The organism is Pseudomonas sp. NY15372 (assembly GCF_048068215.1).
GTDB lineage: Bacteria > Pseudomonadota > Gammaproteobacteria > Pseudomonadales > Pseudomonadaceae > Aquipseudomonas > Aquipseudomonas guariconensis_A.
In genome coordinates this window covers 44,037-58,835 of the sequence record NZ_JBLUPY010000017.1, presented here as the reverse complement: position 1 = coordinate 58,835, position 14,799 = coordinate 44,037, and the positions used below count along the sequence as shown (strand labels likewise).

The window sequence follows — 14,799 nt, the reverse complement described above, 5'->3', positions numbered from 1 at the left end:
GCACGCCCTCCCCCGTAGGAGCGGCCTTTGGTTCAAAGCAGGAACAGCGTAGCCAGGCCTAGGAAGATAAAGAACCCGCCGCTGTCGGTCACAGCGGTGATCATCACACTCGAGCCCATCGCCGGGTCGCGCCCCAGACGTGTCAGCGTCATCGGGATCAACACCCCCATCAGTGCGGCCAACAGCAGGTTCAGGGTCATCGCGGCGGTCATCACCAGGCCAAGCGACCAACTGCCATATAGCCAGAAGGCCACGGCACCAATCACTCCACCCCAGATCAGACCATTGAGCAGCGATACTGCCAGCTCCTTGCGCATCAACCGGCTGGTATTGCCGGGCGACACCTGATCCAGGGCCATGGCACGCACGATCATGGTGATGGTCTGGTTACCCGAGTTGCCACCGATACCCGCCACGATCGGCATCAATGCCGCCAGGGCGACCAGCTTCTCGATGGAGCCCTCGAACAGACCAATCACCCGGGAGGCCACGAAGGCGGTGATCAAGTTGATGGCCAGCCAGGCCCAACGGTTGCGCAGCGAACGCCAGACAGAGGCGAAGATATCCTCTTCCTCGCGCAGACCCGCCATGTTGAGCACTTCGCTCTCGCTTTCCTCACGGATCAGGTCGACCATTTCGTCGATGGTCAAACGGCCGATCAGGCGATCACTCTTATCGACCACCGGCGCGGAAACCAGGTCATAGCGCTCGAACGCCTGGGCGGCATCGTAGGCATCTTCCTCGGGGTGGAAAGTGACCGGGTCATTGGCCATGACTTCAGCGACTTTCTTTTCCGGGTCGTTGACCAGCAAGCGCTTGATGGGCAATACGCCCTTGAGGATGCCGTCGTAGTCGACCACGAACAGCTTGTCGGTATGGCCGGGCAGCTCCTTGAGCCGGCGCAGGTAGCGCAGCACCACTTCCAGGCTGACGTCCTCGCGGATAGTCACCATCTCGAAGTCCATCAGCGCACCGACTTGTTCCTCGTCGTAGCTCAGGGCTGAACGTACACGTTCGCGCTGCTGGGCATCGAGGCTCTCCATCAGTTCATGGACAACGTCGCGAGGCAGCTCCGGCGCCAGGTCGGCCAGCTCGTCAGCGTCCATTTCCTTGGCGGCAGCGAGCAGCTCGTGATCGTCCATGTCGGCGATCAGCGTCTGACGCACCGCGTCGGATACTTCCAGCAGGATGTCGCCGTCACGCTCGGAACGCACCAACTGCCAGACCGTCAGGCGGTCGTCCAGCGGCAGGGCTTCAAGGATGTAGGCGATGTCGGCGGGGTGCAGATCGTCGAGCTTGCGCTGCAGCTCGACCAGGTTCTGGCGGTGGACAAGGTTTTCCACCAGGTCGTGATGATGACCTTCCTGACGATGGGTCAGGTCCTCGACCACCCGTTGGCGCTGCAACAGTTCGATCACCTGGGCCAGGCGATCCTGCAGGCTCTCTTGGGCTTTCTTTACTTCGACTTCGGTCATAGGCGAACTCCACTCCCAGCAGCGGAGCACGCCGGGAGAATCAATCGGTCAGATCTAGCTTGGCAAATCGTGTTATCGAGTAACTACTGGGTAAGTCCATGGTGGTATTCCACAAGCCCCGGCGGGGCTGACGGGCGCAATCATACACTGCATCAGCTGTCAGATCGCTTAAAATTTTGGCCAGAACAATCGTTTGCGCGTTAAAGCTATGACAACGCTCGAAGCCATCAGTGCGACGGTGGCGCGGCGGAAAAAAGCACATCGCTTGCGCTGAGGATGCTTGGCTGTTGATGCAGCAGTTACAGCTGAGCTTAGTTCGACATCACTGACAAATCAGTGATAACGAAAAAGAAAAAGCCCGCTCATTGAGCGGGCTTTTTGGTGTGGCGGACTCAGGAGGATTCGAACCTCCGACCGCTCGGTTCGTAGCCGAGTACTCTATCCAGCTGAGCTATGAGTCCGTAGGTGGTATTTTTAGACCAGATTACCACTGGTTGATGAAGCTGCCTTGATTAACAAAACCGCCCCATTAAATGGCGGACTCAGGAGGATTCGAACCTCCGACCGCTCGGTTCGTAGCCGAGTACTCTATCCAGCTGAGCTATGAGTCCGTGTCTTGCCGCGCATTATAGTTCGCTGAATCGTTTTGCCAAGCACTTTTTCGTTTATTTTCAACGACTTAAGTGATTCGGCCAATTACAGCGCCCTACACGAAAAATGGCGGTGAAGGGGGGATTCGAACCCCCGATACCCTTATGAGGTATACTCCCTTAGCAGGGGAGCGCCTTCGGCCACTCGGCCACCTCACCGCAACACGGGGCGTATAATAACCAGACCCCTCCCCGTTTGCAAACCCTTTTTTGAAAAAAAATCGAGAAAAATTAAAGGGTTGGTTCTTCGTCCTTCTCTTTCTTGATCCGCAGGTAGATTTCCTCACGGTGAACGGCCACTTCCTTGGGCGCGCTCACACCGATACGCACCTGGTTGCCTTTGACCCCCAGGACCGTGACGGTGATTTCGCCGTCACCAATGATCAGGCTCTCGGCGCACCGACGAGTCAGAATCAACATAGCTTTCTCCTCAAGCAATTCAATCAGGGACAACAGTCTGTAGTAGGCTGGGCCGGCCATACATGGCACAAAACCCGGGTAAGCCACTGCACGAGGCAGGACAGGCGCCTGCGCAGCAGCCAGAAACGCGAAGGGCGCGGCAAGCCGCGCCCCTCCAGGCAGCGAGTTACTCGCTCTGTCGGGCAGGAGCGTCGAGTTCGAACGCGGTATGCAGCGCGCGAACGGCAAGCTCCAGGTACTTCTCTTCGATGACCACCGACACCTTGATTTCGGAGGTGGAGATCATCTGGATGTTGATGCTCTCCTTGGCCAGGGCTTCGAACATGCGGCTGGCAACACCTGCGTGGGAGCGCATGCCGACACCGACGATGGAAACCTTGGCGATGTTGGTGTCACCGATCACTTCACGCGCACCGATCTCGCGAGCAGTGTTTTCCAACACGCTGTGCGCCTTCTCGTATTCGTTGCGGTGTACGGTGAAGGTGAAGTCGGTGGTGTTATCGTGCGAGACGTTCTGCACGATCATGTCGACTTCGATATTCGCCGCGCTGATCGGGCCGAGGATCTTGAAGGCAACGCCCGGGGTATCCGGTACGCCACGAATGGTCAGCTTGGCCTCATCACGGTTGAAGGCGATACCGGAAATGATCGGCTGTTCCATGGATTCCTCTTCATCGATGGTAATGAGGGTACCCGGACCCTCCTTGAAGCTGTGCAGCACGCGCAGCGGGACGTTGTACTTGCCGGCGAACTCCACCGAACGGATCTGCAGCACCTTGGAGCCGAGGCTGGCCATTTCCAGCATCTCCTCGAAGGTGATCTTTTCCAGGCGCTGTGCCTGGGGCACTACCCGTGGGTCGGTGGTGTAGACGCCATCGACATCGGTGTAGATCTGGCATTCGTCGGCCTTGAGCGCCGCCGCCAGTGCCACACCGGTGGTGTCGGAGCCACCACGCCCGAGGGTGGTGATATTGCCGTGCTCGTCGACCCCCTGGAAGCCTGCCACCACAACCACGCGGCCGGCCTTGAGGTCGGCGCGGATCTTCTGGTCGTCGATCTGCAGGATACGCGCCTTGTTGTGCGCGCTGTCGGTGAGGATCCGCACCTGGTTGCCAGTGTAGGACACCGCCGGCACGCCACGCTTGATCAGGGCCATGGCCAGCAAGGCGATGGTCACCTGCTCGCCGGTCGAGACGATCACATCCAGCTCGCGTGGAACCGGCTTGTCGGTGATCTGCTTGGCCAGGTCGATCAGGCGATTGGTTTCTCCGCTCATGGCCGACAGCACCACCACCAGGTCGGTGCCTTGTTCGCGGAATTGCTTGACCTTGTCGGCAACCTGCTCGATCCGCTCGATGGAACCGACAGAGGTACCGCCAAATTTCTGTACGATCAACGCCATTTCAAAGGTGCCTCAGCCCTCAAGGGCCCCAAAAAACAATCCAACATGAAGGGGCAGCGACTAGACCGCTGCCCCTTCATCTCAAAGTCCCTGCTCGGCGAACGGCACGGCCAGGGCCAGGGCCTTGTCCAGCGCAGCGACGTCGACGCCACCACCCTGGGCCATGTCCGGGCGACCACCGCCCTTGCCGCCCACCGCAGCAGCGGCTTGCTTCATCAGATCGCCAGCCTTGAGTTGGCTGGAGAGGTCCTTGGTCACGCCGGCCACCAGCACGACCTTGCCCTCATGCTCGCTGCCCAGCAGGATCACTGCGTGGCCGAGCTTGTTCTTCAGCTGATCGACCAGGGCCAACAGGGCCTTGCCATCCTGACCATCCAGGCGTGCGGCAAGAACCTTGGCACCTTTGACCTCAACGGCCGCGTTGGAGAGATCGTCCCCGGCGGCGCTGGCGGCCTTGGCCTGCAGCTGCTCGAGCTGCTTTTCAAGCTGGCGGTTGCGCTCGAGCACAGCCGACAGCTTGTCGATCAGGTTGTCACGATTGCCCTTGACCAGCTGCGCGGCTTCCTTGACCTGCTCTTCGGCAGCGTTCAGGTAGGCCAACGCAGCGGCGCCGGTGACTGCTTCGATACGGCGCACGCCAGAGGCCACGCCGCCTTCGCTGATGATCTTGAACACGCTGATATCGCCGGTGCGCTTGGCATGGATACCACCGCACAGCTCCACCGAGAAATCGCCGCCCATGCTCAGCACGCGCACGGTATCACCGTACTTCTCGCCGAACAGGGCCGTGGCGCCCTTGCGCTTGGCGGTTTCGATATCGGTGATTTCGGTCTGCACCGCGGTGTTCTTGCGCACTTCGCGGTTGACGATCTCTTCCAAGGCCTTGATCTGCGCAGGCGTCACCGCCTCGAAATGGCTGAAGTCGAAACGCAGGCGCTGGCTGTCGACCAGCGAGCCCTTCTGCTGTACGTGCTCGCCCAGCACCTGACGCAGCGCTTCGTGCAGCAGGTGAGTGGCGGAGTGGTTCAGCGAGGTGGCGTGCTGCACATCGGCATCGACGTGGGCCTCGATCTGCGCACCCACGCTCAGCGCACCGCTGGCGACCACGCCGTGGTGCAGGAAGGCACCACCGGTCTTGGTGGTGTCGCGCACGTCGAAACGCACGGCGCCAGCCTGCAGGTAACCGGTATCACCGACCTGGCCGCCGGACTCGGCATAGAAAGGGGTGCGGTCCAGGACCACGACGCCCTGCTCGCCTTCGCCCAGTTGCTCGACGGCCTGGCCGTCCTTGTACAGGGCAACGACCTTGCCCTGCCCTTCGGTGGCGCTGTAGCCGAGGAACTCGGTGGCTACATCGACCTTGACCAGGCTGTTGTAGTCCATGCCGAAGGCGCTGGCGGAACGGGCACGCTCGCGCTGGGCCTCCATCTCGCGCTCGAAGCCGGCTTCGTCGATGGTCAGCTCGCGCTCACGGGCGATATCGGCGGTCAGGTCCATCGGGAAACCGTAGGTGTCGTACAGTTTGAACACCACGTCACCCGGCACTACATCGCCCTTGAGCTGGGCCAGGTCCTGCTCGAGGATGCGCAGGCCCTGCTCGAGGGTCTTGGCGAACTGCTCTTCCTCGGTCTTGAGCACGCGCTCGATGTGCGCCTGTTGGGCCTTGAGTTCCGGGAAGGCTTCACCCATCTCGGCCACCAGGGCAGCGACGATCTGGTAGAAGAAGCTGCCCTTGGCGCCCAGCTTGTTACCGTGGCGGCAGGCACGACGAATGATGCGACGCAGCACGTAGCCACGGCCTTCGTTGGACGGCAGCACGCCGTCGGCGATCAGGAAGCCGCAGGAACGGATGTGGTCGGCGACGGCCTTCAGCGAAGGTTGGTCGTCATTGCTGCAGCCGATGGCCTTGGCCGCAGCCGACAGCAGGTTGCGGAACAGGTCGATCTCGTAGTTCGAATGCACGTGCTGCATGACCGCACTGATGCGTTCCAGGCCCATGCCGGTGTCCACCGACGGCGCCGGCAGCGGGTGCAGCACGCCATCTGCGGTGCGGTTGAACTGCATGAAGACGTTGTTCCAGATCTCGATGTAGCGGTCGCCGTCTTCTTCCGGCGAGCCGGGTGGGCCGCCCCAGATGTCCGCCCCGTGGTCGTAGAAGATCTCGGTGCAAGGGCCGCAGGGGCCGGTGTCGCCCATGGTCCAGAAGTTGTCGGACGCGTACGGGGCGCCTTTGTTGTCGCCGATGCGCACCATGCGCTCGGCCGGCACGCCGATTTCCTTGGTCCAGATGTCGTAGGCTTCGTCGTCACTGGCATAGACGGTGACCCAGAGCTTTTCCTTCGGCAGGTTCAGCCATTTGTCGGAGGTCAGGAAGGTCCAGGCGAAGGTGATCGCGTCGCGCTTGAAATAGTCGCCGAAGCTGAAGTTGCCCAGCATTTCGAAGAAGGTGTGATGGCGCGCGGTATAGCCGACGTTTTCCAGGTCGTTGTGCTTGCCGCCGGCGCGTACGCACTTCTGGCTGCTGACAGCCCGGGTGTAGGCGCGCTTTTCCTGGCCGAGGAAGCAGTCCTTGAACTGGTTCATGCCGGCATTGGTAAACAGCAGGGTCGGGTCATTGCCCGGGATCAGGGAGCTGGAGGCGACTCGAGTGTGCCCCTGCTCCTCGAAGAAGCGAAGGAAGGCTTCACGGATTTCTGCGCTTTTCATTAGGTTCTTCCACGGAAACGGCGGCCGTTACGGCAAACACGTCGAATCGACGAAACGACGGCAAAGGGCCGCATTATATCGGTCCTGCTGGCTCGGTGCAGTGGGTTTGTGCGACAGAAATCGTCGTTTGGACGGATTTTCGGGTCGACGCGAGCAAAAGCATGACCGGGATGCTAAAGCCAGCCTTTCGCTACTGGCAAGCGCATTACCGCCCCGGGCACAAGAAAATGGTGCCAGGGGGATCAAAAAGGCCTTTATGGGCGTATTGGGATCCAAAATAGTCATTAGACGGCAAGCCGCCCTCACCTTTGCGGGAGCGGCGGCCCGACTTGCCCCGCGATCAAAGGCGAAGCCCTGCCAGGTGATGTGATATCGGGCCCGACCCAATCGCGGGACAAGCCCGCGCCTACAGGCTCAGCCCAGACGTTGCCCGGAGTCCGGCACGATCAGGATCCCAGCCCGTAATCCATTCCTGACCTTGGGGTTGGGGAAGATGATACGCGCGCCCTCCTCCTCGACGATCCAACGCATCTCGGCCAGATCCTCGGCCAGCAGGTAGCCTTTGCTCAGCTCGGAGAAGTTCTCGATATCCGCCGGCAGGTGCAGGTGGAAGCTGTCGCTGTGCTTGATGATTTCCCGGGCAACGCTGAACAGTTGCAGGCCATCGAGGTTGTTGTCCCCCTCTGGCTCGGTCCCTTCGATGATCTGCACCAGGCGCGTCTGCAGGCGGTCGAGATTCACCTGCTGGTTCTGCCCGAACGGCCGTGCCTTGCCCAGCTCCAGGGTGAAGGCCTCGACCTCCAGCTGCTCGTAGGTGAAGGCACTGAAAGTGATCGACGACTTGCTTTGCAGCAACACCGCCTCCATGCCGGCGGCGCGCAACCGCGCCAGCTCATGCCGGGAATGCTGACGCCCTTCCTTATAAGGGTACAGAGCGAACTGTTCGATCTTCGAGCCACGGATCGCCGTGTGCAGGTCGTAGTGCAGGCGGGTGCGTCCAGGCAGGCTGAAGAACACCCGGGCGAACTGTTCCAGCTCCGCCGCGCGCAAGGCCTCGGCGCCACTGGAAAGCTCATGGCGGCCATTGAACAGGCGGTTGATGTCCTGCTCGACGAAACGCTCGCCCTTGCGGATGGCCTCAGGGTTGCCGAACAGGAACAGGACCCGCGCACGGGGCTTGATCTCGCCTCGCGCCACGCCGTGCAACAGTTCGTCAAGCAATTCGATGGGCGCAGTCTCGTTGCCATGAATGCCTGCCGAGAGCAGCAGGTCCAACCCAGTGTCCTTGCCCTCGGGCGGGCGTACCTCGAGGGCGCCCTCGCCCAGCCAGCGCAAACGCACGCCGCCAACGGTCACTTGCGTCTTCTCGGCCGGTTCATGGTCGGCCAGGGTCAGGTCAAGCAGTTTTCCGAGGGCGAGCATAGGGCGTTTCCTTAGTGATGGTGACCGCAATCCGGACCATGCACGTGGTCGTCGTCACCGACTTCGGCAGGTTCCATTTCCAGTTGCAGGCTGACCAGGTTGGTGGCCATGGGACGCAGCAGCAAGTTGGCGTACTCGGTATCACCGTCCTCGACGTCGACGCCGATCAGCAGCTGGCCGCGGCCGTCCTGCTGGATCCATACCTCCTTGCCTTGCCAGACCACCGCAAAGCGGGTGCAGGAGGTTTCCAGCTGGGTGCCGTCGTTGTCTTCAAGGATCAGCCGCAGGGCATCGGACATTACAAGTTCTCTCTTCAAGGTTGGCGTTGGAACGGATAGACCGAGCCCAGCTTCAGGATCCGGGTCAGTTCATCCAGGGCCGTACGGCATTCGTCCAGCAGCTGCGGGTCGGCCAGGTCCGCCTCGCCCAGGCGATCGCGGTAGTGCTTGTCGACCCACTGGACCAAGGTGTCGTACAGCGGCGCGGTCATGATAACGCCTTGATTGACCGCCGCCAGCTCATTGTCCTTCAAGGCCACGCGCAACCGCAGGCAGGCCGGGCCGCCACCGTTCTGCATGCTCTGCTTGAGGTCGAACACCTTGACCTCCTTGACCGGGCCGCCCTGGCTGGTCAATTGCCCCAGGTAGGACCAGACGCGCTCGTTGTTGCGGCACTCCTCCGGCACCACCAGCAGCATGGAGCCGTCCTCGCGGCTGAGCAGCTGGCTGTTGAACAGGTAGGAGCGCACCGCGTCTTCCACCGTCACCGCCGCGCGAGGCACACGGATCGCCTGGAAGTTACCGCCCTTGGTGGCCAGTTTAGCCTGCAACTGGCCAAGCACCGCGTCGGTCTCGAGGAAGGCATCCTCGTGGTAGAACAGCACTTCACCGTTGCCCACCGAGATCACGTCGTTGTGGAACACGCCTTGGTCGATCACCGCCGGGTTCTGTTGAGCGTAGACCACACCGTCGTCGGCGAGCCCGTGCAAGCGCGCCACCGCCTGGGAAGCCTCGAGGGTCTGGCGTGCCGGATACTTCTGCGGCGCAGGGTAGCGGCTGTCGAAGGCGCTGCGGCCATAGACGAAGAATTCCACCCCAGGCTCGCCATAGGTGCGACAGAACCGCGTGTGGTTGGCCGCGCCTTCGTCACCGAACTGGGCCACCGCCGGCAGGGCTTCGTGATGAGCGAAATGCCTTTCGTCCGCGAACATGGCACCCAGCACACGGCTGGTGGTCGGGTGCTCGATACTGCGGTGGTACTTGCAGTTGAGGTTGGCGGCGGTGAAATGCACCCGGCCATCAGCGGTGTCGGCGCTCGGGCTGACCGTGGCGGCGTTGGCCACCCACATGCTCGAAGCCGAGCAACTGGCTACCAGCAGCGGCATGGCGTCCTTGGCGGCGCGGCGGATCACTTCGGCATCGCTGCCGGTAAAGCCCAGGCGACGCAGGGCGGCCACATCCGGGCGTTCCTGCGGCGCCAGCACGCCCTGCTTGAAGCCCATGTCGGCCAAGGCTTTCATTTTTGCCAGGCCTTGACGCGCCGCCTCACGCGGGTTGGACTGCTGCTGGCTGTTGCTCTGCGAAGCCACGTTGCCGTAGGACAGGCCGCCGTAGTTGTGGGTCGGCCCCACCAGGCCATCAAAATTCACTTCGTAGGATTTCATCGGCAAGGCTCCGAGACCTGTTGTTATAGGGTGACGCCCGGCGTCAGGGTCGCCGGCAGGGTGAGGCTGGCGGTTTCCAGCGAGGCCACCGGGTAGGCGCAGTAGTCGGCAGCGTAGTAAGCGCTGGCGCGATGGTTGCCGCTGGCGCCCACGCCGCCGAACGGCGCGCTGCTCGCGGCGCCGGTCAACTGCTTGTTCCAGTTGACGATGCCTGCGCGACTGCGCAGCCAGAAATACTGGTAGCGCGCACGCGAGTCCGACAGCAGCCCGGCGGCCAGGCCGTACTGGGTATTGTTGGCTTCATCGATGGCCGCCTCGAAATCGGCGTAGCGGATCACCTGCAGCAGCGGGCCGAAGAACTCTTCGTCCGGGCGCTCGCCCACGGCGGTCACGTCGAGGATGCCCGGGGTCAGCAAGGCGGCGTCGGCCTGGGGCTGGGTCATCTCCAACAGCGCCACGGCGCCCTTGCCCACCAGCTCGGCCTGGGCGGCCATGAGCGCGCGGGCGGCCTGCAGGGAGATCACCGACCCCATGAAGGGCGCCGGCTGCTGGTCGAACGCGCCGACACTGATGCTGCGGCTGACCTCGACCAGGCGCTGGATCAGCGCGTCACCCCAGGCACCTTGCGGCACCAGCAGGCGGCGGGCGCAGGTGCAGCGCTGGCCTGCGGAAATGAACGCCGACTGAACGATGGTGTAGACCGCCGCATCCACGTCCTGGACTTCGTCCACCACCAGCGGGTTGTTGCCGCCCATCTCCAGCGCCAGGATCTTGTCCGGGCGCCCGGCGAACTGCTGGTGCAGCAGGTTGCCGGTACGGCTGGAGCCGGTGAAGAACAGGCCATCGATTCCCGGGTTCGCGGCCAGGGCCACTCCCGTCTCGCGGCCACCCTGGACCAGGTTCAGCACACCGGCCGGCAGCCCGGCCTCGATCCAGCACTTGACGGTCAGCTCAGCCACCTTGGGGGTCAGCTCGCTGGGCTTGAATACCACACAGTTACCCGCTAGCAGCGCCGGCACGATATGCCCGTTGGGCAGGTGCCCCGGGAAGTTGTAAGGGCCGAACACGGCCACCACGCCATGGGGCTTGTGTCGCAGCACGGCAGTGGCGTCGGCCAGCGGCCCGCTCTTTTCGCCGGTGCGCTCGCGGTAGCTCTGCACCGAGATGGCTACCTTGTTGACCATGCTGGTGACTTCGGTGGCCGATTCCCACAAGGGCTTGCCGGTTTCCTCACCAATGCAATGGGCCAGTGCGTCCGCATTGGCCTTGAGCTTGTCGGCGAAGGCTTCCAGCACGCTGATACGCGTATCCAGGCTCAGTTGCGCCCAGGCCGGGAAGGCCTGGCGCGCCGCCTGCACGGCGGCCTGCACCTGCGCTTCGTCGGCGCCCAGCCCCTCCCAGACCACGGCCTGGGTGACGGGATTGAGCGATTGCAGAGCCTGGCCCTGCCCGGCCTGCCATTGGCCGGCGATGTAATGGGTCGTCATTTACTGGGCCTCCCGGCTGGCGGACAGCGGCACGGCGCGCACATTGTCGCCGGCGCCCAGGCGCAGGCGCTTGGCGGTCTGGGGGTCGACCACCAGGGTGCCAGCTGCCAGGCGCGCAGGTGCGGCGGTGATGCGGCAGTCCTCGCGCTTGCGGTTATGGATGAGATAAGGGGTGGCGTCATCGCCCGGCGTGCCAACGGCCAGCACCAGGGTCTGGCTTTCACGCACGGCACGGATCTTCGAGGTTTCGCATTCGATGGCAGGGCCTGCGTCGAAAATGTCGACGTAGCCCTGGTAGCTGAAGCCTTCGCGCTTGAGCATGGCCAGGGCAGGCTCGGTATCGGTGTGCACTCGGCCGATGACGTTGCGCGCGGCCTCCGACAGGAAGCAGGTGTACAACGGGAACTTGGGCATCAGTTCGGCAATGAACGACTTGTTGCCCACACCGGTCAGGTAGTCGGCCTGGCCGAATTCCATCTTGAAGAAATGTCGCCCCAGGCTCTCCCAGAACGGTGAACGGCCATGCTCGTCGGACATGCCGCGCATCTCGGCGATGATCTTGTTGCCGAACAGTTCCGGGAATTCGGCGATGAACAGCATGCGCGCCTTGGACAGCAGGCGGCCATTGAGGCCAGTGCGGTAGTCGCTGCGCAGGAACAGCGAGCACAGCTCGGAGTTGCCGGTCAGGTCGTTGGCCAGGAACAGAGTAGGGATCTCGCGGTAGATCTTGAGCTCCTGGGAAGCGCTGACGGTCAGGCCGACGCGGTAGTTGTACCAGGGCTCGCGCAGGCCGACGGCGCCGGCGATGGCGCAGATGCCGACCACCAGGCCTTCGTCGTTCTCCAGTACGAACAGGTAGTCGGTGTCGGCACGCTCGGCTTCGCCACGGAAGCTCTTCTCGGCCCAGCCGACCCGGTGCCCGAGGCGGTCCTCGTTGGCCGGCAAGGTGGTCAGGCCGGTGCCAGTGCTGCGTGCCAATTCGATCAGCGCGGGTAGGTCGCTGCTGCGTACGGGACGAACGATCATGCTATCTCCTTGTGCGGCGGCCTGTGCCTGCCGCGAATCTCTCGATACCGCCCCGAGGGGCTCAGGCGGCGACCAGGCGCACGCTGCCACCTTCACCGACACCCAGGGCATCGGCGGCTTCACGCGTCAGGCTGACCGGCTTGCCTGGCACCCAGTCCAGCTCCAGCAATACCGCGCGGTAGTCCTGCAACTGGCCGTTGCACACCAGGTAGGCGCGCCCACCCTTGATCGGGCTGTCGTCGAGCTTGACCGGCACCACCCGGCTCTGGGCGATCGAGCGAATGCCCGAGGTGCGTGCGTGCAGGGTCGGGCCACCGTCGAAGATGTCGATGTAGTGCTCGGTCTCGAAGCCTTCGCGCATGAGGATGTCGAAGGTGATCTGCGCCCGCGGGTGGACCTGGCCCATGGCTTCCTGGGCTTCGTCCGCCAACAACGGCACGTAGATCGGGTAGTGAGGCATCAGCTCGGCGAGGAAAGTACGGCTCTTCAGGCCGCACAGGCGCTCGGCGTCGGCATAGTTGAGGTCGAAGAAGTTGCGGCCGATGGCATCCCAGAACGGCGACTCGCCCTGCTCGTCGCTGTAGCCGACGATCTCGGTGACCACCGAATCGGCGAAACGCTCGGGGTGCGAGGCCATGAACAGCAGGCGGCCACGGGAATTGAGCTCAGCCCAGCTGCTGTTCACCAGTTCCGGCAGGACATAGAAGCTGGTCAGCAGGCTGTTGCCGGTCAGGTCGTGACACAGCGACAACACATGGATCTTGTTGTGGATCTTCAGCTCGCGCGAGGCGTGCACGAAGGTCTCGTTGCGAAAGCTGTAGAACGGCTCGGAATAGCCTGCCGAGGCGACGATCGCCGAGCAGCCGGCGAGCTTGCCGGTCTCACTGTCTTCGAGCACGAAGAAATAGCTTTCCTCGCCGTTGAAGCTCACTTCGGCAGCGAAGGACGTTTCCGAGGCGGCGATCTTATCGCCCAGGCGACCGGCGTCGTCCGGCAGCGAGGTGACACCAATGGGGCTGTCGGCAGCCATGCGCTGCACTTCGTTCAGGTCCGCCATTTGCGCGGGGCGCATCACCAGCATGGTGTCACTCCTTTGGGAAAACAGGCCGACAGGTCGGCACGGAAAAACGACGGGCGCGCTGTCTCGTTGCAACATGGGCGCCCGCACTGGAATTCTGGTATCGCCGCCCCTGGCCAAGGTCAGGCGCGGCGAAGGGACCGCAGGGCTGTCAGCCCTGGGTCAGCTTGGCCACGGCGCGTTCGAAGCGCGCCAGGCCTTCGTCGATGTCGGCATCCTCGACCACCAGGCTCGGAGCGAAGCGCACCACGTCCGGGCCGGCCTGCAGGACCATCACGCCCTCTTTCTCGGCGGCATTGAGAATGTCCTTGGCCTTGCCTTTCCAGGCATCGCTGAGCACGCAGCCGATCAGCAGGCCGACGCCACGAACCTGGGTGAACAGGCCGGACTGCTGGCCGATCTTCTCCAGGCGGGCCTTGAAGCGCTCATGCTTGGCCTTGATGCCCGCGAGGGTTTCCGGGGTGTTGACCACATCCAGCACCGCACAGGCCACGGCGCAGGCCAGCGGGTTGCCGCCATAGGTGGTGCCGTGGGTACCGACGGCCAGGTGCTTGGCAAGGTCGGTGGTGGTCAGCATGGCGCCGATCGGGAAGCCGCCGCCCAGGCTCTTGGCGCTGGTCAGGATGTCCGGCGTAACGCCGTAGTGCTGATAGGCGTACAGCGAACCGGTACGGCCAACACCGGTCTGCACTTCGTCGAAGATCAGCAGGGCGTTGTGTGCGTCGCACAGCTTGCGAGCGCCTTCCAGGTAGGCTTTGTCGGCCGGTACTACACCGCTCTCGCCCTGGATCGGCTCGATCACCACAGCGCAGGTCTTGTCGGAGATCTGTGCCTTGAGCGCTTCCAGGTCGTTGTACGGCACGTGGCTGATGCCGGTGATCTTCGGGCCAAAGCCGTCGGAATACTTGGGCTGGCCACCAACGCTGACGGTGAACAGGGTGCGACCGTGGAAACTGTTCACGGTGGCGATGATCTCGTGCTTCTCGGGGCCGAAGCGGTCGTGGGCGACGCGACGGGCCAGCTTGAAGGCAGCCTCGTTGGCCTCGGCGCCGGAGTTGCAGAAGAAAGCGCGCTCGGCGAAGGTCGCGTCCACCAGTTTGTGGGCCAGGCGCAGGGCCGGCTCGTTGGTGAAGACGTTGGATACGTGCCAGAGGGTATTGGCCTGTTCGGTCAGGGCCTTGACCAGCGCAGGGTGGCAATGGCCCAGGGCGTTGACCGCGATACCGCCGGCAAAGTCGATCAGCTCGCGACCGGACTGGTCCCAGACGCGGGAGCCCTCGCCTCGCACAGGAATGAAGGCCGCCGGAGAATAGTTGGGAACCATGACCTGGTCGAAATCGGCACGTTGCACCGGGGCTTGCTCAACGGACATCTGAGTCTCCTGAAGAGGAACGCTGGCCTGGAAGTGGCGAGCGATGAGGGGATTGTAAGGACTGATCGACGCCTGTCCTTGCTGCCAGGCGACAACTT

11 protein-coding genes and 3 tRNA genes are annotated in these 14,799 nt (G+C 63.0%); all 14 read right to left on the bottom strand.

What is annotated here, in order from left to right:
* Positions 1-32: 32 nt before the first annotated feature.
* A complete protein-coding gene (mgtE, locus tag ACNFG0_RS14045; RefSeq protein ID WP_196156403.1) occupies positions 33-1,475 on the bottom strand; it encodes a magnesium transporter in 1,443 nt (480 codons plus the stop codon).
* Between the two features lie 384 nt (positions 1,476-1,859).
* A tRNA-Arg gene (locus ACNFG0_RS14040) sits at positions 1,860-1,936 on the bottom strand.
* Between the two features lie 73 nt (positions 1,937-2,009).
* A tRNA-Arg gene (locus tag ACNFG0_RS14035) sits at positions 2,010-2,086 on the bottom strand.
* A 107-nt stretch (positions 2,087-2,193) separates the two neighbouring features.
* A tRNA-Ser gene (locus ACNFG0_RS14030) sits at positions 2,194-2,284 on the bottom strand.
* Between the two features lie 72 nt (positions 2,285-2,356).
* The gene (csrA, locus tag ACNFG0_RS14025) at positions 2,357-2,545 is read right to left on the bottom strand and encodes a carbon storage regulator CsrA (protein ID WP_043209419.1); all 189 of its coding nucleotides are present in this window, start codon (positions 2,543-2,545) and stop codon (positions 2,357-2,359) included.
* 166 nt (positions 2,546-2,711) lie between these two features.
* On the bottom strand, positions 2,712-3,947 hold the full coding sequence (locus ACNFG0_RS14020) for an aspartate kinase (protein ID WP_196145531.1): 1,236 nt from the start codon (positions 3,945-3,947) through the stop codon (positions 2,712-2,714).
* An 81-nt stretch (positions 3,948-4,028) separates the two neighbouring features.
* Complete coding sequence (alaS, locus tag ACNFG0_RS14015) at positions 4,029-6,653, bottom strand: alanine--tRNA ligase (protein WP_416765273.1); 2,625 nt, start codon at positions 6,651-6,653, stop codon at positions 4,029-4,031.
* Positions 6,654-7,067: 414 nt separating this feature from the next.
* Positions 7,068-8,075 (bottom strand): succinylglutamate desuccinylase, encoded by a 1,008-nt coding sequence (gene astE, locus ACNFG0_RS14010; protein ID WP_416765271.1) that lies wholly within the window; start codon positions 8,073-8,075, stop codon positions 7,068-7,070.
* An 11-nt stretch (positions 8,076-8,086) separates the two neighbouring features.
* Positions 8,087-8,374, bottom strand: coding sequence for a topoisomerase II (locus tag ACNFG0_RS14005; RefSeq protein WP_196145534.1), 288 nt, complete (start codon positions 8,372-8,374; stop codon positions 8,087-8,089).
* Between the two features lie 14 nt (positions 8,375-8,388).
* The gene (gene astB / locus ACNFG0_RS14000; protein ID WP_416765270.1) at positions 8,389-9,738 is read right to left on the bottom strand and encodes an N-succinylarginine dihydrolase; all 1,350 of its coding nucleotides are present in this window, start codon (positions 9,736-9,738) and stop codon (positions 8,389-8,391) included.
* Between the two features lie 23 nt (positions 9,739-9,761).
* Positions 9,762-11,225, bottom strand: coding sequence for a succinylglutamate-semialdehyde dehydrogenase (gene astD, locus ACNFG0_RS13995; RefSeq protein WP_196166908.1), 1,464 nt, complete (start codon positions 11,223-11,225; stop codon positions 9,762-9,764).
* On the bottom strand, positions 11,226-12,251 hold the full coding sequence (gene astA / locus ACNFG0_RS13990; protein WP_416765268.1) for an arginine N-succinyltransferase: 1,026 nt from the start codon (positions 12,249-12,251) through the stop codon (positions 11,226-11,228).
* Positions 12,252-12,312: 61 nt separating this feature from the next.
* On the bottom strand, positions 12,313-13,332 hold the full coding sequence (gene aruF / locus ACNFG0_RS13985) for an arginine/ornithine succinyltransferase subunit alpha (RefSeq protein ID WP_196145537.1): 1,020 nt from the start codon (positions 13,330-13,332) through the stop codon (positions 12,313-12,315).
* Between the two features lie 148 nt (positions 13,333-13,480).
* Positions 13,481-14,701 (bottom strand): aspartate aminotransferase family protein, encoded by a 1,221-nt coding sequence (locus ACNFG0_RS13980; protein WP_196166907.1) that lies wholly within the window; start codon positions 14,699-14,701, stop codon positions 13,481-13,483.
* Positions 14,702-14,799: the final 98 nt, after the last annotated feature.

Bases quoted from the DNA above. Each gene is read 5' to 3' on its own strand.
- mgtE (WP_196156403.1), bottom strand. From the start codon at position 1,475: ATGACCGAAGTCGAAGTAAAGAAAGCCCAAGAGAGCCTGCAGGATCGC.
- csrA (WP_043209419.1), bottom strand. From the start codon at position 2,545: ATGTTGATTCTGACTCGTCGGTGCGCCGAGAGCCTGATCATTGGTGAC.
- ACNFG0_RS14020 (WP_196145531.1), bottom strand. From the start codon at position 3,947: ATGGCGTTGATCGTACAGAAATTTGGCGGTACCTCTGTCGGTTCCATC.
- alaS (WP_416765273.1), bottom strand. From the start codon at position 6,653: ATGAAAAGCGCAGAAATCCGTGAAGCCTTCCTTCGCTTCTTCGAGGAG.
- astE (WP_416765271.1), bottom strand. From the start codon at position 8,075: ATGCTCGCCCTCGGAAAACTGCTTGACCTGACCCTGGCCGACCATGAA.
- ACNFG0_RS14005 (WP_196145534.1), bottom strand. From the start codon at position 8,374: ATGTCCGATGCCCTGCGGCTGATCCTTGAAGACAACGACGGCACCCAG.
- astB (WP_416765270.1), bottom strand. From the start codon at position 9,738: ATGAAATCCTACGAAGTGAATTTTGATGGCCTGGTGGGGCCGACCCAC.
- astD (WP_196166908.1), bottom strand. From the start codon at position 11,225: ATGACGACCCATTACATCGCCGGCCAATGGCAGGCCGGGCAGGGCCAG.
- astA (WP_416765268.1), bottom strand. From the start codon at position 12,251: ATGATCGTTCGTCCCGTACGCAGCAGCGACCTACCCGCGCTGATCGAA.
- aruF (WP_196145537.1), bottom strand. From the start codon at position 13,332: ATGCTGGTGATGCGCCCCGCGCAAATGGCGGACCTGAACGAAGTGCAG.
- ACNFG0_RS13980 (WP_196166907.1), bottom strand. From the start codon at position 14,701: ATGTCCGTTGAGCAAGCCCCGGTGCAACGTGCCGATTTCGACCAGGTC.